The organism is Nocardia cyriacigeorgica (assembly GCF_005863245.1).
Lineage (GTDB): Bacteria > Actinomycetota > Actinomycetes > Mycobacteriales > Mycobacteriaceae > Nocardia > Nocardia cyriacigeorgica_C.
This window is the reverse complement of the sequence record NZ_VBUT01000002.1, coordinates 437,554-457,774: the sequence shown is the minus strand read 5'-3', so window position 1 is coordinate 457,774 and position 20,221 is coordinate 437,554. Positions and strand designations below refer to the sequence as shown.

Below are 20,221 nucleotides of genomic sequence, written 5' to 3'. Positions count from 1 at the left end.
ACTTTCGAGCCGCCCTCACTGCTGCCCATATTTTGGACTGATTAATTCAAAACACATGGAAGGTTTCCCGTGCCCGTAGCCATCTACATCCTGGGTCTCTCGATCTTCGCCCAGGGCACCTCCGAACTCATGCTCGCCGGACTACTCACCGAGATGTCGGCCGACCTCGGCGTCTCGGTTCCCCGTGCGGGCCTGCTGATCTCGGCCTTCGCGCTCGGCATGCTCGCGGGTGCGCCGGTGCTGGCCGTGCTGACGCTGCGCTGGTCGCGGCGTACCGCCCTGCTGGTGTTCCTCGCGGTCTTCATCGCCGCGCATATCGCCGGTGCGCTGGCCACCGACTACTGGGTGGTGTTCGGCACCCGGGTCGTCGCGGCCTTCGTCTACGCCGGGTTCTGGGCCGTGGCGGCCGCGACCGCCATCGGCCTGGTGCCGGAGAACATGCGCGGGCGGGCGATGAGCGTGGTGGCGGGCGGGTTGACCGTCGCCACCGTCGTCGGACTGCCCCTCGGCACCGTCATCGGACAGCATTTCGGATGGCGGGCCGCCTTCTGGGCGGTCGCGATCCTGTCGGCGCCGGCCATGATCGGCGTGCTGGCGAAAATCCCGGGCGGGCGCCCCGCGCGGACGCCACGAGTACGCAGCGAACTCGCTGCCATGGTCCGGCCCCGGCTGTGGTTGTCCTACGCCATGACGGCCGTGGCGACCGGCGCGCTGCTGGTGACCTTCTCCTATCTGGGCGCCATGCTCACCGAGACCACCGGCCTGGCCGAGTCCTGGGTGCCCGCCGTCCTGGCCGGATACGGTGCGGGCGCGCTGGTCGGCATCGTCGTCGGCGGCCGGGTGGCCGACCGGCACCCGATGCGCACGCTGAGCGTCGGCGTCACCGGGCTGGTCGTCACCTCCGTGCTGATCGCGGTGACCGCCACGCACATCGCGCCGATGGTCGTGCTGGCCATAGCGTTGGGCGCGTTCGGATTCGGCACCAACCCGGTGCTGAACTCCCGGGTGTTCGCACTCGCCCCCGAGGCGCCGACGATGGCAGCCGCAGTGAACACCTCGGCGTTCAATGTCGGGATCACCGCGGGACCGTGGCTGGGCGGGCTGGCGCTCACCGCCGGGTTCGGATATCCGGCGACGGCATGGATCGGCGCCGCGCTGGGTGTGCTGGCGTTGGGGCTGGTGGGCTGCGCGGCCGCGGTGCAGCGGCGCGACGCCGCTGCCCGGCTCAGCGAGCAGGTGCCGGAAGTGCGCACGTCCGCTGCTGAACAGGCACCCGTCTGCGTCTGATCTGCGCCGCATGACGCCGCGCCGGCCCGGTTGCCCCGGCGCGGCTCAGGTGCCCGGCGGCCGCGGCTCCCGCTTGCGTGGTGTGCCGGGGCGCCGCGCCGCCTCCTCGGCGACGGTGGCGCGGTGCTCGGCGGGGACCAGGGCGATGATGTCGTCGCGGGAGCCGATGCTGAGCTTCTGGAAGATCGCGGCCATCTGCGCGTCAACGGTCTTGAACGAGCTCCCGCGGCGGGCGGCGATCGCGGTATTGGTCCAGCCCGCCGCGGCCAGCAGCGCCACATCCTGTTCGGCCGCCGACAACTCCTGCCACCGGGTCGGCCGCTGCCGCCGGACCGGATGCCGCACCGGCAGCGCGTCGAGCGACAGCGTGCCGAGGGCCAGCTGGGCCACCTCGTCGAGTTCCGGGCGCAGCATCGCGCCCTCGCGTTCGGCGGCGGTGAACGCGTCCTCCCCGAGCACCGAACGTGCGACCCGCGCCGCCCGCTCGGTTTCGGTGCGGAACGAGGTGAGGTGCTCCAAATCGACGCCGAGGCGCCGCCGCAGCGACGCCGCACCACCGAGAATCCAGGCGATCTCGCGAGCGCAGTCGCGTGACTGTGTGTCCTGCTCAGGATCGTCCTCGATCTTGCGGGCCAGCGCCCACGCGTACATGTGCACGGCCCAGACCGTGCCCCACCGATCACGCATGGCGAGCTGGTCGGCCAGCGTGGCCCGGACCCGGGTGAGGGCGGATTCGGCGTCGCTGTTCTTGATCAGCGCCAGCACCCAGCCGAGTTCGGCCCAGGACAGGTCCCAGGGCGCCCCGGCCCGGCGCGAGGATTCGAGATGACGACGCGCGACCTCGCGGACCTGCTCGGGGGTTCCGGCGAACCCGGCGGCGAGAACTTCGAACATCTCGCTCAACGACGCGGCACCGCGATCGCCCGCGGCGCGGAACTTACGCTGCGCCCGCACCAGCACCTCGATCGCGCGCGGATCGTTGTGTACCAACATCAACAGACTGCCGTAAGTGAACTCCACCGGCGCGGGCAAACCGAAATCGGTCTCCGGCTCCCGGCGCACCCGCGCCACCGCGCCGGGCTCGGGCAGGCAGGCGGCAATGCATTCGTCGAGCAGCCGTTCGGCGTCGGCCGGAATGCCCTGGCACATGCTCAGCCAGCCGATCATCGCCATGGCGGTGACCTGCAACTCGACCGGCTGCGGATCCAGCGCGCGGGTGGCAGCCAGCGCGCGTTCGGCCAGATGACGCGATTCGCGCAGCGACCCCTTGAAAAACGGCACCCGGATCGCGATCAGCCCCACCACGATCTCCAAACCCACCGCCGCCTCGCCGGGCGTCGACTCGGCACTGTCGATCGCGCACAGCAGGTTGTCCCAGGCGGCGCGTGCCCAATCCAGCAGCTGCTGCTCGCCGGGGCCGAGCCATTCGCCCGCGGCCTGAGCCACCTTGTCGCGGTAGTAGCGGCGATGCCGGTCGCTGAACCGTGCCAGTTCCGCGTCGCCGCGGTCGCGCAGGCGCTGCTGGGCGAAGACCCGGAAACTCTCCAGCAGCGAATACCGGGCGGCGTCGGCGGTCAGGTGCACCGAGACCAGCGATTGGTCCACCAACCGCTCCAGCAGGCCCTCGACCTCCTCGCGGGCGATGCCGCCGGGGCGTGCGCCGGGGTCGTCGTCGGAGCAGACCGCTTCGATGGCCTCGAGTTCGGCGCCGATATCGCGTTCACCGGTGTCGCCGGGGTCGGCGTCGTAGCCCGCGGCGAAGACCGACAGCCGCTCGAACAGCAGCCGCTCCTTGTCGTGGCACAGATCGTAGGACCAGGCGATGACATCGCGAATGCCCTGATGCCTGCCGTCGGTGCCGACCCGGTGCCCCGGCGACCAGCCCAGCCGGCGGTCGGAGGCCTCCCCGGTGAGGTCGCGCAGAATCATCGACAGCGGTTGCCTGCGCAGCCGGGCGGCGGCCAGCTGAATCGACAGCGGGTGATTGTGCACGTGCCGGCAGATCGCCGCGGCGAGTTCGCTGTCGGCGTCGCCCGCGACGCTGTGCCCGGTCAATTCGGCCCGGCCGCGGAACATCGTCAGCGCCTGCTCCGCCGACAGCGAACCCACCGGAACCAGGTGCTCGTCGACCCAGCCGATCGCTTCGCGACTGGTCGCGACCACAGTCAGGCCGGGCACCGCGCCGATCAGGTCGGCGATCACCCGGCCCGCGCCCTCGAGGACGTGCTCGCAGTTGTCCATCACCAGCACGGTCTGCAACTTGCGTCCGACGGCGTCGGTGCGGGCCAGGGTATCGGCGAGGGCGTCCCAGGCCGGGCGGCCGGAGAAATCGTCGTGCACCAGCGACTGGGCGAGCTCGTTCTCGATCGCGGCGGCGTCGGCATGACGGGGCAGCCGTGCCAGCCGCGCCCAATGCACCGGCACGCGTTTGGCCTTGTGGAATCGGTGCACCGCCTCGGTCGCCAAACGGGTCTTGCCGATGCCGCCCGCGCCGATCAGCGTGATGAGCCGGGTCGAACCGAGCAGCAAGGTGCCGATCTTCTCCAACTCACGCTCGCGGCCGATGAAATCACTGGTGGCCGCCGGCGGAGCACCGGCGCGCGCAGTTCTGGCCGTCACGATGGTGCAGCATAGCGGTCCCGCGCGCCGGAAATGGGCGTTGTGGCCACGGATGTGCGAGATCTACCTATACGCGCAATGTGATGGGTCCACTTGCCGCCCAAGGCATCCGGCGACGCCTGGGAGCACCGGCACGACCAGCGAAACTGTCAGGACAGTGCGAATGACGCCTCTGCGGGACACTCACGACCTCGGGCCGGGCCACGCTACCCGGCCGCAACCCTGCCGGATTCGCGTGCGATTCGACGACCCTCCGATCGAACTGAGCTATCAGGACGACCGCGCGGTCGCGGCCCGTTTCGCGCTGGCGGCAGCGGCGTTGGGCCTGCACGTGACCATCGACCAGCAGCTGCACCGCGATCTGCCCGCACTGCCGTGCCGCGGGTTGTGGACATGAACGGCCGCTGGCCCCGGCGGGGTACGGGCAGCGGCACCGGTGCGCGCATCGCCTACCGATGTGCGCGCCCTACCTATCATCCGACGATTTCGGTACACGCCGATCGATACCGGAAGGATCCGTACATGGGACAGATACAGGTGGTGGGTGCCGGCGAATGCGGGCTGCCGTTGGCGCTACGCCTGCAACGTGGCGGTCAGGACGTCACGCTGGTCACCGACAAGGACGCCGAAGCGGTGCTGGCCGGTTCGGTCACCAGCACGCAGGTCAAGTTCGCCCGCACCATCGCCCTCGAGGCGGAGGCGGGCCTGGACTACTGGGCCGAGACCGCGCCCGCCATCGACGGCATCCGGTTCACCATGGTGGTCGACCGCAACGCGGTGGCCGGCTGGTCCGGCCTATTCAGCGCACCGGCCCGCAGCGTCGACCAGCGCACCGTCTTCGCCCGCTGGTTCGGCGAATTCACCGCCGCCGGTGGCCGGGTGGAGCTCACCGCGCCATCGGTGGACGAGATCGACGCACGCGCCGCCGAGCACGACCTGACCGTCGTCACGCGCGCCTCCCGCGAGTTGGCGGACTGCTTTCCCATCGACGACTGGCTGACGGTGCCGAGCAAGCCGGTCCGCAAGCTCGCCGCGCTGTACTTGGACGGTGTCACCCCCGATCCTGACGGCCTCGGGACCTATGTGGCGCTGCCCGGGCTCGGCGAGATGGTCTCCACACCCGCCCTCACCGGCGCTCCGGGGCAGGAAAGGACCTGCGCCACACTGATGTTCGAGGCGGTGCCCGGCGGCGGCCTCGACGTGTTCGACGCCGCGAGCACGCCCGCCGAGCGGCTGCGGCTGACCCGCGAGATCCTCGACCGGCATCTGCCGCCCGCCCTGGCGGCGCGGTTCCGCGACGCCGAACTCACCGACGCCGGCGCGACCATCGCCGGTGCGGTGACCCCGGTGGTGCGCCATCCGGTCGGCACGCTGCCCTCCGGGCGGGCGGTGCTCGGCGGCGGCGACGTCGTCTGCCGGATGGATCCCGGTGGCGCCCAGGGCGCCAACAGCGCCGCCCAGTGCGCCGCCTACTACGCAGCCGCCGTGCTCGACAGTCCCGACCGCGGCTTCGACGCCACCTGGATGGCGGCGGCGGCCAAGCCGTGGATCACCGACATCGCCAGGCCCGCGGCCCTGTGGACGATGACCCTGCTGGATCCGCCGCCCGCCTTGCAGCGGCTGATGGACGCCGCACAGCAGGACCGCACCCGGGCCGACGCCTTCGCCGAGACCTTCATCGTCCCGGCGAACATGTCGCAGCTGGCGCTGCTTCAGCCCTGAGCCTGCCGGTCGGCGGTCACGACGGGGATGCGGGAAAGACGACCGGCAGTGCGGCCAGGGCCCGATGGAACGGCCCTGGCCGCCAGGACAATTCGGACACCGGCACGGCCAGTCGCACGTCAGGCAGCGCGTCGAGCAACTGGTCGACGGCGTCCTGCGCGATCAGATAGGCCACGTCCTTGGCCGGGCAGGCATGCGGCCCCGCACCCCACGCCAGATGCGACCGGTTGCCGGTGACCGGGCCCGCCCCGATCTCGGGATCGTTGTTGCAGGCGGCCAGGCCGATCACCACCGGCTGGTCGGCGGGCAGCCAGGTGTTGTCGATCAGGACGGGCTGACGCGGATAGGTGACGCTGAAGTTGGCCATCGGCGGATCGTGGAACAGCACCTCGTCGAGGGCGTCGCGGGTGGACAGGCTGCCGTCGAGCATGCTGCCGGCGAAGCGTTCGTCGGTGACCATCAACAGCAGCGAGTTGGTGATCAGGTTCAGCGTCGGCTCGGTGCCCGCGCCGTAGAGGATGCCGAGCTGATGGATGAGCTCCTCGTCGGTGAACGCGGCCGGATGCGCGATCAGCCGGGAGGTGATGTCGTCGGCTGGTTCGGCGCGCTTGCGTTCGATCAGCCGCAGGATCGCCGCGGCCAGCCGCAGGTCGGCCTGTGCGGTGTCGACGCCCTCGAAGATGGCCGCGGTCGCGGCCGCGATCTCGTTGCCGATCTCCGGCGGGCACCCCAGCAGCGCGTTGATCGCCTGGAACGCCAGCGGTGCGGCATAGTCGCGGAGCAGATCGGCGGCGCCGGCGCTGCAGAAGGTATCGATGAGCGAGATGGCGATCCGTTCCACCGTGTCGTGGAGCCGGTGCAGGTCGACACCGTCGATGCCCGCGGTGGCCGCGCGCCGGTAACGCTCGTGCTCGGCGCCCGCGCTGCGCAGGGCATTGGGCCGCCAGGCCAGGATCGCCAGCACCGGGCAGCCGGGATCGATGCGCCGCTGCCAGGCGCGCGGATCGGCCGGGAAATGGTCCGGATCGTGCAGGATCCGCACCGCGACCCGGTAGCCGACCACCAGCGTCGCCGGCACCCCCGGCGCCAGCTCCACCGGCACGATCGACCCGTACCTGTCGCGCATCTCCCGGTAGGCCTGGTGCGGATCGGTGGCGAATTCGGGAGTGTAGAGCCGGACCCGGTCGTGATCGGTATGCACCGGTGAGCTGTGATGGGGCACCGGGCACTGTCCGGTACGAACGGGTTCGGGCGAGATGTGCAACGGTGAAGCTCCCCTGATAGACCGGCGTCGACGCCATGACCGGGCCGTTCGGCGCGGTCGGACGGACCGAGGATGCGCCGATAGGTAGACCGGCGGCATCGGTAGCCGCCACCCGGGTGTCTCAGTCGCGCCGTGTCCCATTCACGACGCGCCGACCACGCCTTTCCGACGACACGCCGAGTGGGGTGCGACGTCGGTCTCCCCGGCGGAGAGCCTGTCCGGGGATGTCGTACCCCCGGCCTAGAATCTGATCCGCCAACCCCCGTCGAGACCTTGGGAGGAAGGACCGTCTTGGCCGACTCGTCCGGATCGTTCGTTCACCTGCACAACCACACCGAGTACTCGATGCTCGACGGCGCGGCCAAGATCTCGCCGCTGTTCGCCGAGGCCAACCGGTTGGGCATGACGGCGGTCGGGATGACCGACCACGGCAACATGTACGGCGCCTCGGAGTTCTACAACTCCGCGAAGAAGGCGGGCATCAAACCGATCATCGGGATCGAGGCCTACATCGCGCCCGGCTCCCGGTTCGACACCAAGCGCGTGCAGTGGGGTGATCCCAGCCAGAAGGGCGACGACGTCTCCGGTTCGGGTGCCTACACCCATATGACCATGGTCGCCGAGAACGCGACCGGCCTGCGCAATCTGTTCAAGCTGTCCTCGCTCGCCTCGATCGAAGGCCAGCTCGGCAAATGGGCGCGCATGGACGAAGAGCTCATCGCCCAGTACGCCGAGGGCATCATCGCCACCACCGGCTGCCCGTCCGGCGAGGTGCAGACCCGGTTGCGTCTGGGTCACGAACGCGAAGCGCTCGAAGCCGCCGCCAAGTGGCAGGAAATTTTCGGCCCGGAGAACTTCTTCCTGGAAGTGATGGACCACGGCCTGTCCATCGAACGGCGGGTGCGCGAGGGCCTGCTCGAGATCAGCAAGAAGCTCGGCATCCCGCCGCTGGCCACCAACGACTGCCATTACGTCACCAAGGACCAGTCCACCAATCACGAAGCGCTGCTGTGCATTCAGACCGGCAAGACGCTGTCGGACCCCACCCGCTTCAAATTCGACGGTGACGGCTACTACCTCAAATCCGCTGCCGAGATGCGTGCGATCTGGGACGAGGAGGTCCCCGGCGCCTGCGACAACACGGTGCTCATCGGTGAGCGGGTGCAGTCCTACGACGATGTGTGGCAACACCGCGACCGGATGCCGGTCTTCCCGGTGCCCGAGGGCGAGACGCAGGCCAGCTGGCTGCACAAAGAGGTCATGCGCGGCCTGGAGCGCCGATTCCCCGACGGGGTCCCGCCCGAATACATCAGCCGCGCCGAGTACGAGCTGAACGTCATCTGTGAGATGGGCTTCCCGGCCTACTTCCTCGTCGTCGGCGACCTGATCAACCACGCCCTCGAGGTCGGCATCCGGGTCGGCCCCGGCCGTGGTTCGGCCGCCGGTTCGCTGGTGGCCTACGCGATGGGCATCACCAATATCGACCCCATCCCGCACGGACTGCTGTTCGAGCGATTCCTCAACCCCGAGCGCGTGTCGATGCCCGATATCGATATCGACTTCGACGATCGCCGCCGCGGTGAAATGGTCCGCTACGCCACCGAGAAATGGGGCAGCGACCGCGTCGCGCAGGTCATCACCTTCGGCACCATCAAGACCAAGGCCGCGATCAAGGACTCCGCGCGGGTGCTGTTCGGCCAGCCCGGCTTCGCCATCGCCGATCAGATCACCAAGGCGCTGCCGCCGCCGATCATGGCCAAGGACATCTCGGTGTCGGGCATCACCGACCCGGACCACGAGCGCTACAAGGAAGCCGCCGAGGTCCGTGAACTCATCAACAACAACCCCGACATCGCCAAGATCTACGAGACCGCGCGCGGACTGGAAGGCCTGATCCGCAACGCCGGTGTGCACGCCTGCGCGGTCATCATGTCCTCCGAGCCGCTCACCGACGCCATCCCGGTGTGGAAGCGGGCCCAGGACGGCGCCATCATCACCGGCTGGGACTATCCGTCGTGTGAGGCCATCGGCCTGCTGAAGATGGACTTCCTCGGCCTGCGCAACCTCACCGTCATCGGTGACGCGCTCGACAACATCAAGGCCAACCGCGGCATCGATCTGGATATGGATCATCTGCCGCTCGACGATCCGCCCACCTACGAACTGCTGGCCCGCGGCGACACCCTCGGGGTGTTCCAGCTCGACGGCAGCGCCATGCGCGATCTGCTGCGCCGCATGCAGCCCACCGGCTTCGAAGACATCGTCGCCGTCCTCGCGCTGTATCGCCCCGGCCCGATGGGCATGAACGCGCACAACGACTACGCCGACCGCAAGAACGGGCGCCAAGAAGTCAAGCCGATCCACCCGGAGCTGGAAGAGCCGCTGAAGGAGATCCTGGCCGACACCTACGGCCTGATCGTCTATCAGGAACAGATCATGCAGATCGCGCAGAAGGTGGCCGGGTACTCCCTCGGCCGAGCCGATATTCTGCGCCGCGCCATGGGTAAGAAGAAGGCCGAGGTACTGGAGGCCGAGTACGAAGGTTTCGAGCGCGGCATGCTGGACAACGGTTTCTCCAAGCCCGCCATCAAGGCGCTGTGGGACACGATTCTGCCGTTCGCCGGCTACGCGTTCAACAAATCCCATGCCGCCGGCTACGGCCTGGTCTCGTTCTGGACCGCCTACCTCAAGGCCAACTATCCGGCCGAATACATGGCGGGCCTGCTCACCTCCGTCGGCGACGACAAGGACAAGGCCGCGATCTACCTGTCGGATTGCCGCAAGCTCGGCATCACCGTGCTGCCGCCGGACGTCAACGAATCCGAACAGAACTTCGCCTCGGTCGGCACCGATATCCGCTTCGGGCTCGGCGCGGTGCGCAATGTCGGCGCGAACGTGGTGTCGTCGATCATCGCCGCGCGCAAGGAGAAGTCGAAGTTCACCGACTTCTCCGATTACCTGAACAAGATCGACGCCATCGCCTGCACCAAGAAGGTCACCGAATCCCTCATCAAGGCAGGCGCTTTCGATTCGCTCGGGCATCCACGCAAGGGCCTGATGCTGATCCACTCCGATGCCATCGACGCGGTGATGTCCACAAAGAAGGCCGAGGCGATGGGTCAGTTCGACCTGTTCGGCGGCATGGACGACGACGATTCGGTGGCGTCGGTGTTCAACGTGAAGGTGCCCGACGAGGAATGGGAGACCAAGCACAAGCTCGCCCTGGAGCGCGAGATGCTCGGCCTGTACGTGTCCGGGCATCCGCTCAACGGGGTGGAGCATGTGCTTGCCGCCCAAGTGGATACGCCGATTCCGACCATCCTCGAAGGTGAGGTCAAGGACGGTCAGCAGGTCACCATCGGCGGCATTCTCGCCTCGGTGAACCGCCGCATCAACAAGAACGGCCTGGCGTGGGCGTCGGCCCAGCTCGAAGACCTCACCGGTGGCGTGGAGGTGCTGTTCTTCCCGCAGGCGTATTCGGTGTACGGCATGGACGTCGTCGAGGACGCGGTGGTGCTGGTGAAGGCGCGAGTCTCGGTGCGCGACGACCGGATCTCGTTGATCGCCAACGATCTCGTCGTGCCGGACCTGTCGGCCATCGGTGTCGCCAAACCGCTCGCCGTCACGATCCCGACCCGCATGTGCACCCCGGAAAAGGTGTCGGCGCTCAAGCGGGTGCTGTCCAGCCACCCGGGCACCTCCGATGTGCACCTGCGGCATGTGGGCGCGCGTGACAAGACGACCTTGCTGAAAGTGGATGACAGCCTGCGCGTTTCGCCGTCGTCGGCGCTGATGGGTGATCTGAAGGCGTTGCTCGGGCCGGGGTGCCTGACGAGTTAGAACCCTCGGGCACCGTGGCCTGAGACGTGTTCGCCCGGGCTCGATACCGTGCGGTCATCGAAGCCCGGGCGATGAGGTGTGCTGCGCGAGAACCGGATTGCCGTACCTCGCGCGAGGGTGGGAAGCTCAGGAGGAGAACAGCATCTTGCCGAAACCGCGGTGCTGATAGTGGTGCGCCCGTGGCGGTAATGCGGGGCGGGAGCGCCCCAGGCGGGTGCCGGTGCGGCGGGCGGGGGCGGCGGCGGGGCCGCGTAACCCGCTTCCAGCCGGGTCAGGTTCTCGAGCTCGCCATAGTCCAGGAAGATCCCCCGGCAGTGACCGCACTGCTCGATATGCACCCCGCTGCGGTTGTACGTCTGCATCATTCCACGACATTTCGGACACTGCATGGCGGTCACGTTACCGGGTTCAGCGGTTCCATGCAGAGACGGCAATCTGTTGTCGCGACGTGGTCGGAGAAGGGTTCTCGGGCATCATGTGGCACGGGCGTCAGCGCGTGGACGACGATGCGATCTGCGCAGGGCGTGCGCATCAGCGCGTCGCTGCGGACGATGGGGTCTGCTCGAGGCCTGAGTCTCAGCGCGCCGCCGCTGATGAGATCGGTTCAGGGACGGGGGTTTCGGTGAGGCGCCGACAGGTGTCGACGAGCGCGGTGTCCAGATCGTCCAGCGGCCGGCCCGATGCCACCGCCAAGGCCGCGGCCTGGACGACGACGGCGCGGGCCGGGAGATCCAGGGCCGGCCAGATGTCGCCGTCGGGTGGGACGGCTGGTCCGCCCGCCGCGCGATAGGCGGTCAGGAAGCGGTTCCAGGCGGCCGGATCGAGGATGCCTGCGGCGAAGAAGGCGGCGGGGCGGGCGAGGTCCCACGCGGGGTCGCCGAGGCCGAGATCGTCGAGGTCGATCAGCCGCCAGTCGCCGTCGGCGGGGCGGACCAGCTGGCCGAGGTGGAAATCGCCATGTGTGAGTGCGGTTGGCGCACAGTTCAATTCGGGGAGAGTGTCGAAAGCTCGGCGTACCACTGCCGCTGCCGTGGCATCGGCGGTGTGGCCTGCGTTGTGCAGTCGGCGCATCGCCCGGCGGACCCGGGCCGGCCCGCCAGCGGGAGGGAGGTCGCGGTAGTCGTGGACAGGTGCGGCGTGCAGGGTGGCGAGCAACCACGCGGCCGATTCCCAGGGGGCGGAGTCGGGCGCGTCCGGGTCTACCGGTGAGCCGAACGGCCACACCGTGATCGGCCTGCGATCGTGTGTCAGTAGCACGTCACCGTCGACGGGGATCGGGGCGAGCAGCACCGATCGCAGAGCCGGCGAATCGGCTGCGCGCAGCCGTGCTCGCAGGGCGGAGGCGTCGGAGTCCGCGGGGTGCGCTTTGACGACGACGTCGCCCACACGGATCACGAGTGCATCCACACGGTCGGCCAGCAGCTCGACTGCTCCGGAAGCGCCCGTCCGCCAGGCGATCTCGGTCATCGCGGTCAGCAGTTCAGGCCCGTGTGCAGACCGAACGGTGTAAGCCGAACACGCGACTGGATCGTCGTCGAGGGCCACGGCGTCCCCGTGGCGGGCTACGACACTCTCGCCGCCCGGCACCACGGCACCTTCGGCCGGCATCACAACATCGCCGCCCGGCGCCACAACGTCCTCGCCCGGCGCCACAACGTCCTCGCCCGGCGCCACGGCATCCACGCCCGGCACCCCGGCACGCTCGCCCGATAACACAGCGTCTTCGCCCGACACCATCGACTTCTCCCCTGGCGGGTCGACCGCGCACCCACGCGCCGATTCCGCCATACGCGACCTTCGGGCACGGACATCTGCCGTGCCGTCGACGAAGGCTACCCAAGTGATCGGCCGCACCTCGGCGCCGACGATGCAGCTGTGGTCGCGCCGTCCTCTCAGCCCTGCCTCGGCCCGGTTGCGTTCGGCTACCGCTGCCGCACGATGCAGGTACGGAGTGGCTGCCCGGCGTCGATGCCGGGAAGGCCGCTGCGGCCATCGCGAATTCACCCTGACACCGTCCCGCCCGCTGGTAGCGTCGCCCGGCAGCAAGCGTGATCCATCCATGACGAGCCCTCGAGGTGGTCGATGATGACTAGCAAGCTCGCTTTCGCCGTTCCGGCGGCCTCCGTTCTCGCCGCGGCCGCACTTGCCGTGACCGCGGCGCCCGCGGCGGCGGTGAACGGTGGGACGTTCCAGACCGTCTATTCGCTGACCCAAGGGCTATGCGTGGCGCAGGTCGAGGCATCGGTCAATGGCGACGCCTACCCCGAACACGCCGCGTTCACGGTCGCCTCGACCATGTGGGGCGTCGGCGACTGCCAGCTGCCGGTCACGCTGAACTGGCGCAATCTGGAGACCGGTGAGACCGGCAGCAAGACGCAGACGCCGCACGGGCCCGGATACTGGATGAACGACGGGAAATCCGCCCTGTTCGCGCCGGGGATCGGGAAGTTCTCGGCGACGGTCACCATCGGTGCGGCGCATGTGCCCGAGCCGGGGGCTATCGAGTTCACCGTCGCCGAGTACCAGGGCTGAGCGGTACGAATCCTCTCCGAACGGGCGCGAGAAGAACGCGGTGGCCCGCACCGTCGCCACCACCGGTGGCGCACCATCCTCCACGGCCTAGTTCCCGGAGTGGGCAGCCCGCGCATTCGCCGACCCGCGCGGGCCGGCTCCGCCCTGCGCTCGGTACGCGACGATCTGGGCGTGGCGACACCGGACCGGAGCCCTGGCCGATGATCAGCGGCACAATCAGGACATGAACGGTCATCGTCAGGCGGGGCTGCTCGCGCGATCGGGTGTGCACGATGTGCACGACAGGCAGGGTCGACGCCTCGGCTCACCCCGGCTCGGCGGAAGACGGTCCATGCGTCTGGGATACCTGGCCGTACGCGACAGGCACCCGACCACGCCTGACACCAACCACCCCACACACGCGGCACACCCGGCCATGCGGGACAGGCACCGGACCACGCCCGACACCGACCAGCCCCGGCGTGGCGGTCTCAGCCTTCCCAGCGACTACACCCGCGCATGACCACCACAATCATCGCGATCGCGGCTGCCACGGTAACGCTCGTGGTGGCATTGTTGATCTGGTCGCGGACCCGGCGCGTCGTGACGACTCCGGCCGAACGGGCGGTACATACCGCCCTGCACACCGCTTCGCTGGCGGCCCGGCCGCTGCGGCGCGGGCTCGATGAGAAGTCGGCGGCCGAAGCGGCGCCGTACCTGCGTGCACTGACCGGGGCCGAAGCACTCGGGGTGGCCGACGCGGACGGTGCGCTGCTGGCCTGGGACGGTCCGCATGCCGATCTGGCCGAGCAGTTCAGCGAGGCGGCGCAGCGGGCGGTCAATGGTGAGCGGCCGGTGCTCGTCGGTGGTCCGGGCGGGCAGGCGCGGGCGCGGGCCAATGAGCACGCGGGACGGACGCTCATCGCGCAGCCGCTGATCATCGAGGGCACCGGCGTGGTGGGGGCGCTCGGCGTCGTCACCACCGGCACCCCGGGTCCGGGCACGCTCGGCGCGGTCGCCGAAGTGGCCCGCTATGCCTGCGGGCAGCTGGAACTCGCCGAGCTCGACGCCTCGCGGGCGCGGCTGGACCGGGCCGAGGTGCGGGCGCTGCGGGCGCAGATCAGCCCGCATTTCATCTACAACGCGCTCAACACCATCGCCTCGTTCGTGCGCACCGACCCCGCACGGGCGCGCGAGCTGATCCTGGAGTTCGCCGACTTCACCCGCTACTCGTTCCGGGCGGCGGGCGAATACACCGTGCTGGCCGACGAATTGCGCAATATCGAACGGTATCTGGCGCTGGAGCGAGCCCGCTTCGGCGATGCGCTCCAGGTGAAGTTGCAGATCGCGCCGGAGGTGCTGGGTGTGGTGCTGCCGTTTCTCGCGCTGCAACCGCTGGTGGAGAACGCGGTCCGGCACGGACTGGCCGGTTCGGCGACCGGCGGCACCGTCAGCATCGTGGCCGCCGACGCGGGTACCGACTGTGTGATCAGCGTCGAGGACGACGGGGCGGGCATGGACCCGGAACTGCTGCGCTCGGGCGCCCTCGACGCCGTCGAATCCGGTTCCGGCGCCACCGCTTCCAGCGAATCGGCGCATGTGGGGCTGGCCAATGTGGACGACCGCCTGCGGGCCGCGTTCGGCAACGACTACGGGCTGGTGGTCGAGACCGCGCCCGGTGCGGGGACGAAGGTCAGTATGCGGGTGCCGAAGTTCCGCGCCGGAATTCAGGCGTGAATGGTGCCGCATTCGGCGGTGGACTCGGAGCCGGCCGGCTATAGCCCGCGCTACGGGTGTCCGGCGCGCGGACGACCTCTCGGTGCGGGCCCCACTGCGCCAGAGGGTGCCCGCTCCCCATTTCCCACTGTCTACGATGGTTGGGCTGTGATGTAGGACACCGGAAGGGGCTGGCGATGCTGCGGGTGCTGGCCGTCGACGATGAGAAGCCGGCCCTGGACGAACTCGTCTACCTGCTGCGCGCGCAACCGGCGGTGGGTGAGATCCACGCCGCGGGCGATGCCACCAGCGCGCTGCGGTTGCTGCGGGCGAACCCGGTGGACGCGGTGTTCCTCGATATCAACATGCCCGGCCTGGATGGGATGGAGCTGGCCGGAATCCTGTCGGAGTTCGCCAGCCCGCCCGCGGTGGTGTTCGTGACCGCCCATGATGACAAGGCCGTCGCCGCCTTCGACCTCGGCGCGGTGGACTATCTGCTCAAACCGCTGCGCGAGGCCCGGTTGGCCGAGGCCGTGCGCCGCATCGCCGCCGCACGCGCCGCCACCGCGACACCCGAGGCCGAGGCCGCACCGGAGGCCGATACCAACGAGGTGATCCCGGTCGAGCTCGCCGGCGTCACCACGCTCGTGCACCGCTCCACCGTGAGCTGGGTGGAGGCCGACGGCGATTACGCCCGGTTGCACACCAGCGCGGGCTCGCATCTGGTGCGGATTCCGCTGTCGGCGCTGGAGGCGCGCTGGCAGGACGCCGGGTTCCTGCGGGTGCACCGCTCGTATCTGGTGGCGTTGCGGCAGGTGACGGGGTTGCGCACGGTCGGAAGCGGCACGGTGGTGTGCCTGCGCGGCGAGGGTGACGCGGCGGCGGTCGAGCTGCCGGTCAGCCGCCGTCAGGTGCGTGAGCTCAAACAGCGGCTGGTCCGCGGCCCACGCCAGACCTGGACCGGCCGATGACGGGACCGCAGCCGCGTCCGCCGCGGGAACGGGTTGTGCTGGCCGAGCGGCGCGGCGCGCGGCGGGTGCACACCAGGATGGAAGTGGCCGAGCAGACCGAGATCGGGGCCGCCTTGATCGGCGGGCTCATCCGGGCTCAGCTTGGCCTCGCACTGCGCCTGGCCCTGGTGACGGTGGCGGTCCTCGGTGCGCTGCCGCTGCTGTTCGGCATCGAATCCCTCGCCCGGGCCGACGTGCTCGGGATCCGGCTGCCGTGGCTGCTGTTGGGGGTGGCGGCCTTTCCGGCGCTGTACGGGATCGGCGGGCTCTATCTGCGGCTGGCCGAGCGCAATGAGCACGATTTCCTCGAACTGGCCGAGGATTGAGATGGCCGGGGACCCAAGATGACGCAGACGTCGACGGCCGGGACCTGGCTGACGGTGGCGGCGCTGCTGCTGGCGGCGGCCGCGACGGTGATCATCGGCGGCTATGGGGTCCGGCTGGCGCGCACCACCTCCGATTTCCTGGTGGCCTCCCGCAGTGTCGGGCCGCGTTGGAATGCGGCGGCGGTCTCGGGTGAATACCTTTCGGCGGCCTCGTTTCTCGGCGTCGCGGGCCTGATCGCGAAGTACGGCGCGGACGCGCTGTGGTATCCGGTGGGCTTCACCGCGGGCTATGTGGGGCTGCTGATGTTCGTGGCGGCGCCGCTGCGGCGGTCGGGTGCCTATACGGTGCCCGATTTCGCCGAGTTCCGGCTCGGCTCACTGCGTTTGCGCCGGCTCGCGGCGCTGGTGGTGGTGCTGATCTGCGGGGTGTATCTGATTCCGCAGTTCCAGGGCGCGGGCCTGACGCTGCGGATTCTGCTCGGGGTGCCCGGGTGGGTGGGTGCGGTGGCGGTCGGCGCGATCGTGATCGCCAATGTGGTGGGCGGCGGCATGCGGTCGATCACGCTGGTGCAGGCCTTCCAGTACTGGCTCAAACTCACCGCGGTCGCGCTGCCCGCGCTGGTGCTGCTGGGGCATTTCCTCGGCGCGCATCAGCCCGTCGGCTCTCCCGCTCCGCCGACGGTCACCCAGAGCACGACCGTCGAGGTCACCACGCCGGTGATCGTGCAGGTCGACGCGCCGCAGCGGGTGCTGATCACCGGCACCGTCGACGGGCGCGCGGTGGACGGCCCGGTCGAGCTGGGCCCCGGCGAACACGAACTGGCCGCCGATACCCGGCTCGTCCTGGACGCGGGCGCCACGGTCCCGGTGGTCGCGGGCGCGCCCGCCGACGGTGCGGCCTGGCTGCTGCCCGGCGGCGGTTTCGGCGACCCGCATCCGCTCTATCAGGTGTATTCGCTGATCATCGCCACCTTCCTCGGCACCATGGGCCTGCCGCATGTGCTGGTGCGCTTCTACACCAACCCCGACGGCCGCGCCGCCCGCGCCACCGCGCTGGCGGTGATCGGGCTGGTCGGCGGGTTCTATCTGTTCCCGATCCTGCTCGGGGTGTTCGCGCGACTGTATGTTCCGCAACTGCTGATCACCGGCACCTCCGACGCCGCGGTGCTGCTGCTGCCCGGTTCGGTGCTCGACGGCCTACCCGGTCAGCTGCTGGCGGCGCTGGCGGCCGCGGGGGCGATCGCGGCGTTCCTCGCGACCTCGTCCGGGCTGCTGGTCAGCATCGCGGGCGTGCTCAGTACCGATGTGCTGCGCGGGCGGATTCGCGATTTCCGGGCGGCGGCGCTGGTGGCCGGGGCGGTGCCGCTCGGCCTGTCGCTGACGGTGGTGTCGCTGGATCTGTCGCGGACGGTGGGCCTGGCGTTCGCGGTCGCGGCCTCGACGCTGTGCCCGCTGCTGGTGCTCGGCATCTGGTGGCGTGGACTCACCGCCGCCGGCGCGGTGGCCGGGTTGGTCGCCGGTGGGCTTGCGTCGGGTGGGGCGACGGTGGTGTCGGTGCTCGGCGGGGTGTCCGATGAGCTCGCCGGTGGCTGGCCCGCGGCGTTGCTCGGCTATCCGGCGGCCGTCAGCGTGCCGCTGGCGTTCGTGACGATGATCGTGGTCAGCCTGCTGACGCGGCGGCAGGACGAGCTGACCGTCGCGCGCATCTTCGTGCGCCTGCATGCCCCCGAACGCCTCGGCATGGGCGCCGACCGCGAAGGCGGGCTGTCGGCGGGCTGACCGTTCGTCGCACGCATCCGACCGTTCACCGCACGGTCGGCTACGCCTGCCGAGTGACCCAGGCCACAGCATTCTCTGTGGGCGCGGCCGGTCGTACCTTCGGTGCACACCGTAAGCCACGTCACAGCTAGGACCGGGTGATGACCACAACCGATACCGACGCCGCACCCCCGCCGCGAACCCCGACACCAGAGGAATTCGTCCGGGTGCAGGCGAGCCCGGAATTCCAGGAACTGCGAACCCGCTTGCGGCGCTTCGTCTTCCCGATGACCGCCCTGTTCCTCACCTGGTACCTGGTGTATGTGCTGCTCGGCGCGTACGCGCACGACTTCATGGCCACCAGGCTGTTCGGCAATATCAATGTCGGGCTGGTGCTCGGCCTCGGGCAGTTCGTGTCCACCTTCGTCATCACCGGGCTCTATGTCCGGTTCGCCAACCGGGAACTCGACCCGCGGGCCGCGGCCATTCGCGAGGAACTCGAAGGGGTCACCGCATGAGCGTGCAGTATCTGGCCGCCGACACCGTCGGCAATCCGGTCGCCAACATCAGCATTTTCGCGCTGTTCGTTGCCGTCACCATGGTCGTGGTGATCCGCGCCAGCCGTAAGAACACCACCGCCGCCGACTATTTCACCGGTGGGCGCGGCTTCTCCGGCCCGCAGAACGGCATCGCCATCGCCGGTGACTATCTGTCGGCGGCCAGCTTCCTCGGTATCGCCGGCGCCATCGCGGTCTACGGCTACGACGGGTTCCTCTACTCCATCGGCTTCCTGGTGGCGTGGCTGGTCGCGCTGCTGCTGGTGGCCGAAATGCTGCGCAATACCGGCAAATTCACCATGGCCGACGTGCTCAGTTTCCGGTTGAAGCAGGGTCCGGTGCGCACGGCGGCGGCGCTGACGACGCTGACGGTCTCGCTGTTCTATCTGCTGGCGCAGATGGCCGGTGCCGGCGGTCTGGTGGCGCTGCTGCTCGATATCTCCAGCAAGTCCGGGCAGGCGATCGTGATCGCGGTGGTGGGTGTGCTGATGATCGTCTACGTGCTCGTCGGCGGCATGAAGGGCACCACCTGGGTGCAGATCATCAAGGCGGTGCTGCTGATCACCGGCGCCGCGGTGATGACGGTGGTGGTGTTCGCGAAGTACGGGTTCAACCTGTCCGACATCCTCGGTTCCGCGCAGGCCGCGGTGAGCGGTTCGGCCAATGACGCCGTCGCCGCCCGCGATGTGCTGGCCCCCGGCGCCCAGTACGGCGGCAGCGAGATGTCGAAGCTGAACTTCCTGTCCCTCGGCCTGGCTCTGGTGCTCGGCACCGCGGGCCTGCCTCATGTGCTGATGCGCTTCTACACCGTGCCGACGGCCAAGGAGGCGCGCCGCTCGGTGGTGTGGGCGATTGCCCTGATCGGCGCGTTCTACCTGTTCACCCTGGTGCTCGGGTACGGCGCGGCGGCCATCGTCGGCCCGGACAAGATCCTCGCCGCCGCCGGTGGGCAGAACTCGGCGGCCCCGCTGCTGGCCTTCGAACTCGGCGGTGTGCTGCTGCTCGGGGTGATCTCCGCGGTCGCTTTCGCCACCATCCTGGCGGTGGTGGCCGGGCTGACGATCACCGCGTCGGCCTCCTTCGCCCATGACATCTACGCCAGCGTGCTCAAGCGCGGCAAGGCCGATGAGGCCGCCCAGGTGCGGGTCTCGCGGATCACCGCGGTGGTGATCGGCGTGCTGGCCATCGGTCTCGGCATCCTCGCCAACGGCCAGAACATCGCCTTCCTGGTGGCGCTGGCCTTCGCGGTGGCGGCGGCGGCGAATCTGCCGACGATCCTGTACTCGCTGTTCTGGCGGCGGTTCAACACCACCGGCGCGCTGTGGAGCATGTACGGCGGCCTGATCTCGACCATCGTGCTGATCGTGTTCTCCCCCGCCGTCTCCGGGTCGAAGTCGGCGATGATCCCGGGCTCGGACTTCTCCTGGTTCCCGCTGTCCAATCCCGGCATCGTGTCCATCCCGCTGGCCTTCGCGCTCGGTGTCGCCGGCACCTACTACGGCGGACGCCGCGGCGGCGAGGACCCCGCCAAGGCCGCCGAGATGGAGGTGCGCTCGCTGACCGGGGTGGGCGCCGAGAAGGCGGTGGTGCACTGAGCACTACCCGATCCCC

The 20,221-nt window shown here is 69.4% G+C and carries 16 protein-coding genes; 12 read left to right on the top strand and 4 right to left on the bottom strand.

Annotation, left to right across the window (positions count from 1 at the left end; genetic code table 11):
• Positions 1–69: 69 nt before the first annotated feature.
• The gene (locus FEK34_RS05290) at positions 70–1,287 is read left to right on the top strand and encodes a Cmx/CmrA family chloramphenicol efflux MFS transporter (protein WP_138446697.1); all 1,218 of its coding nucleotides are present in this window, start codon (positions 70–72) and stop codon (positions 1,285–1,287) included.
• Positions 1,288–1,332: 45 nt separating this feature from the next.
• Here the strand turns inward: FEK34_RS05290 and FEK34_RS05285 are convergent, their stop codons facing one another.
• Positions 1,333–3,906, bottom strand: a complete 2,574-nt coding sequence (locus FEK34_RS05285) for an AAA family ATPase (protein WP_138446696.1) — start codon at positions 3,904–3,906, stop codon at positions 1,333–1,335.
• A 163-nt stretch (positions 3,907–4,069) separates the two neighbouring features.
• Here FEK34_RS05285 and FEK34_RS05280 point away from each other — a divergent pair, with 163 nt between their 5' ends.
• Positions 4,070–4,303 (top strand): hypothetical protein, encoded by a 234-nt coding sequence (locus FEK34_RS05280; protein ID WP_138446695.1) that lies wholly within the window; start codon positions 4,070–4,072, stop codon positions 4,301–4,303.
• Between the two features lie 125 nt (positions 4,304–4,428).
• The gene (locus FEK34_RS05275) at positions 4,429–5,628 is read left to right on the top strand and encodes a styrene monooxygenase/indole monooxygenase family protein (protein WP_138446694.1); all 1,200 of its coding nucleotides are present in this window, start codon (positions 4,429–4,431) and stop codon (positions 5,626–5,628) included.
• A gap of 16 nt (positions 5,629–5,644) precedes the next feature.
• Here FEK34_RS05275 and FEK34_RS05270 read toward each other — a convergent pair whose 3' ends face one another.
• On the bottom strand, positions 5,645–6,892 hold the full coding sequence (locus FEK34_RS05270) for a cytochrome P450 (protein ID WP_171048050.1): 1,248 nt from the start codon (positions 6,890–6,892) through the stop codon (positions 5,645–5,647).
• Between the two features lie 291 nt (positions 6,893–7,183).
• Here FEK34_RS05270 and dnaE point away from each other — a divergent pair, with 291 nt between their 5' ends.
• Positions 7,184–10,732: a DNA polymerase III subunit alpha gene (gene dnaE / locus FEK34_RS05265; protein ID WP_138446692.1), complete on the top strand. Its 3,549-nt coding sequence runs from the start codon at positions 7,184–7,186 to the stop codon at positions 10,730–10,732.
• Here dnaE and FEK34_RS30610 read toward each other — a convergent pair.
• Together FEK34_RS30610 and FEK34_RS05255 are read right to left on the bottom strand one after the other, a co-directional pair.
• The gene (locus FEK34_RS30610) at positions 10,729–11,094 is read right to left on the bottom strand and encodes a zf-TFIIB domain-containing protein (RefSeq protein ID WP_249358826.1); all 366 of its coding nucleotides are present in this window, start codon (positions 11,092–11,094) and stop codon (positions 10,729–10,731) included. The genes dnaE and FEK34_RS30610 overlap by 4 nt on opposite strands.
• A 214-nt stretch (positions 11,095–11,308) precedes the next feature.
• Positions 11,309–12,127, bottom strand: coding sequence for an aminoglycoside phosphotransferase family protein (locus FEK34_RS05255; RefSeq protein WP_249358800.1), 819 nt, complete (start codon positions 12,125–12,127; stop codon positions 11,309–11,311).
• Between FEK34_RS05255 and FEK34_RS29895 the strand changes: the two genes are divergently transcribed.
• The 8 genes from FEK34_RS29895 (at position 12,092) to FEK34_RS05220 (ending at position 20,205) form a co-directional block, all read left to right on the top strand.
• The gene (locus FEK34_RS29895) at positions 12,092–12,445 is read left to right on the top strand and encodes a hypothetical protein (protein ID WP_171048027.1); all 354 of its coding nucleotides are present in this window, start codon (positions 12,092–12,094) and stop codon (positions 12,443–12,445) included. The two genes, FEK34_RS05255 and FEK34_RS29895, sit on opposite strands and share 36 nt — an antisense overlap.
• Before the next feature lie 372 nt (positions 12,446–12,817).
• The gene (locus FEK34_RS05250; protein WP_138446691.1) at positions 12,818–13,264 is read left to right on the top strand and encodes a hypothetical protein; all 447 of its coding nucleotides are present in this window, start codon (positions 12,818–12,820) and stop codon (positions 13,262–13,264) included.
• 498 nt (positions 13,265–13,762) lie between these two features.
• The gene (locus FEK34_RS05245) at positions 13,763–14,980 is read left to right on the top strand and encodes a sensor histidine kinase (protein ID WP_138446690.1); all 1,218 of its coding nucleotides are present in this window, start codon (positions 13,763–13,765) and stop codon (positions 14,978–14,980) included.
• A 176-nt stretch (positions 14,981–15,156) separates the two neighbouring features.
• Entirely contained in the window at positions 15,157–15,930 is a 774-nt protein-coding gene (locus FEK34_RS05240) for a LytR/AlgR family response regulator transcription factor (RefSeq protein ID WP_138446689.1), read from the top strand.
• Positions 15,927–16,295: a hypothetical protein gene (locus tag FEK34_RS05235; protein ID WP_138446688.1), complete on the top strand. Its 369-nt coding sequence runs from the start codon at positions 15,927–15,929 to the stop codon at positions 16,293–16,295. The genes FEK34_RS05240 and FEK34_RS05235 overlap by 4 nt, the downstream gene beginning before the upstream one ends.
• Positions 16,296–16,313: 18 nt before the next feature.
• Entirely contained in the window at positions 16,314–18,074 is a 1,761-nt protein-coding gene (locus FEK34_RS05230) for a cation acetate symporter (protein WP_138446687.1), read from the top strand.
• A gap of 140 nt (positions 18,075–18,214) precedes the next feature.
• Entirely contained in the window at positions 18,215–18,571 is a 357-nt protein-coding gene (locus tag FEK34_RS05225) for a DUF485 domain-containing protein (protein WP_138446686.1), read from the top strand.
• Positions 18,568–20,205 carry a solute symporter family protein gene (locus FEK34_RS05220; protein ID WP_138446685.1) on the top strand — a complete coding sequence of 546 codons (1,638 nt, stop codon included), beginning with the start codon at positions 18,568–18,570 and terminating at the stop codon, positions 20,203–20,205. The genes FEK34_RS05225 and FEK34_RS05220 overlap by 4 nt, the downstream gene beginning before the upstream one ends.
• The last annotated feature ends 16 nt before the right edge of the window (positions 20,206–20,221 follow it).

Coding starts and splice junctions, on each gene's coding strand:
- FEK34_RS05280 (WP_138446695.1), top strand. CDS start 4,070: ATGACGCCTCTGCGGGACACTCACGACCTCGGGCCGGGCCACGCTACC.
- FEK34_RS05275 (WP_138446694.1), top strand. CDS start 4,429: ATGGGACAGATACAGGTGGTGGGTGCCGGCGAATGCGGGCTGCCGTTG.
- FEK34_RS30610 (WP_249358826.1), bottom strand. CDS start 11,094: ATGCAGACGTACAACCGCAGCGGGGTGCATATCGAGCAGTGCGGTCAC.
- FEK34_RS05250 (WP_138446691.1), top strand. CDS start 12,818: ATGACTAGCAAGCTCGCTTTCGCCGTTCCGGCGGCCTCCGTTCTCGCC.
- FEK34_RS05245 (WP_138446690.1), top strand. CDS start 13,763: ATGACCACCACAATCATCGCGATCGCGGCTGCCACGGTAACGCTCGTG.
- FEK34_RS05240 (WP_138446689.1), top strand. CDS start 15,157: ATGCTGCGGGTGCTGGCCGTCGACGATGAGAAGCCGGCCCTGGACGAA.
- FEK34_RS05235 (WP_138446688.1), top strand. CDS start 15,927: ATGACGGGACCGCAGCCGCGTCCGCCGCGGGAACGGGTTGTGCTGGCC.
- FEK34_RS05230 (WP_138446687.1), top strand. CDS start 16,314: ATGACGCAGACGTCGACGGCCGGGACCTGGCTGACGGTGGCGGCGCTG.
- FEK34_RS05225 (WP_138446686.1), top strand. CDS start 18,215: ATGACCACAACCGATACCGACGCCGCACCCCCGCCGCGAACCCCGACA.
- FEK34_RS05220 (WP_138446685.1), top strand. CDS start 18,568: ATGAGCGTGCAGTATCTGGCCGCCGACACCGTCGGCAATCCGGTCGCC.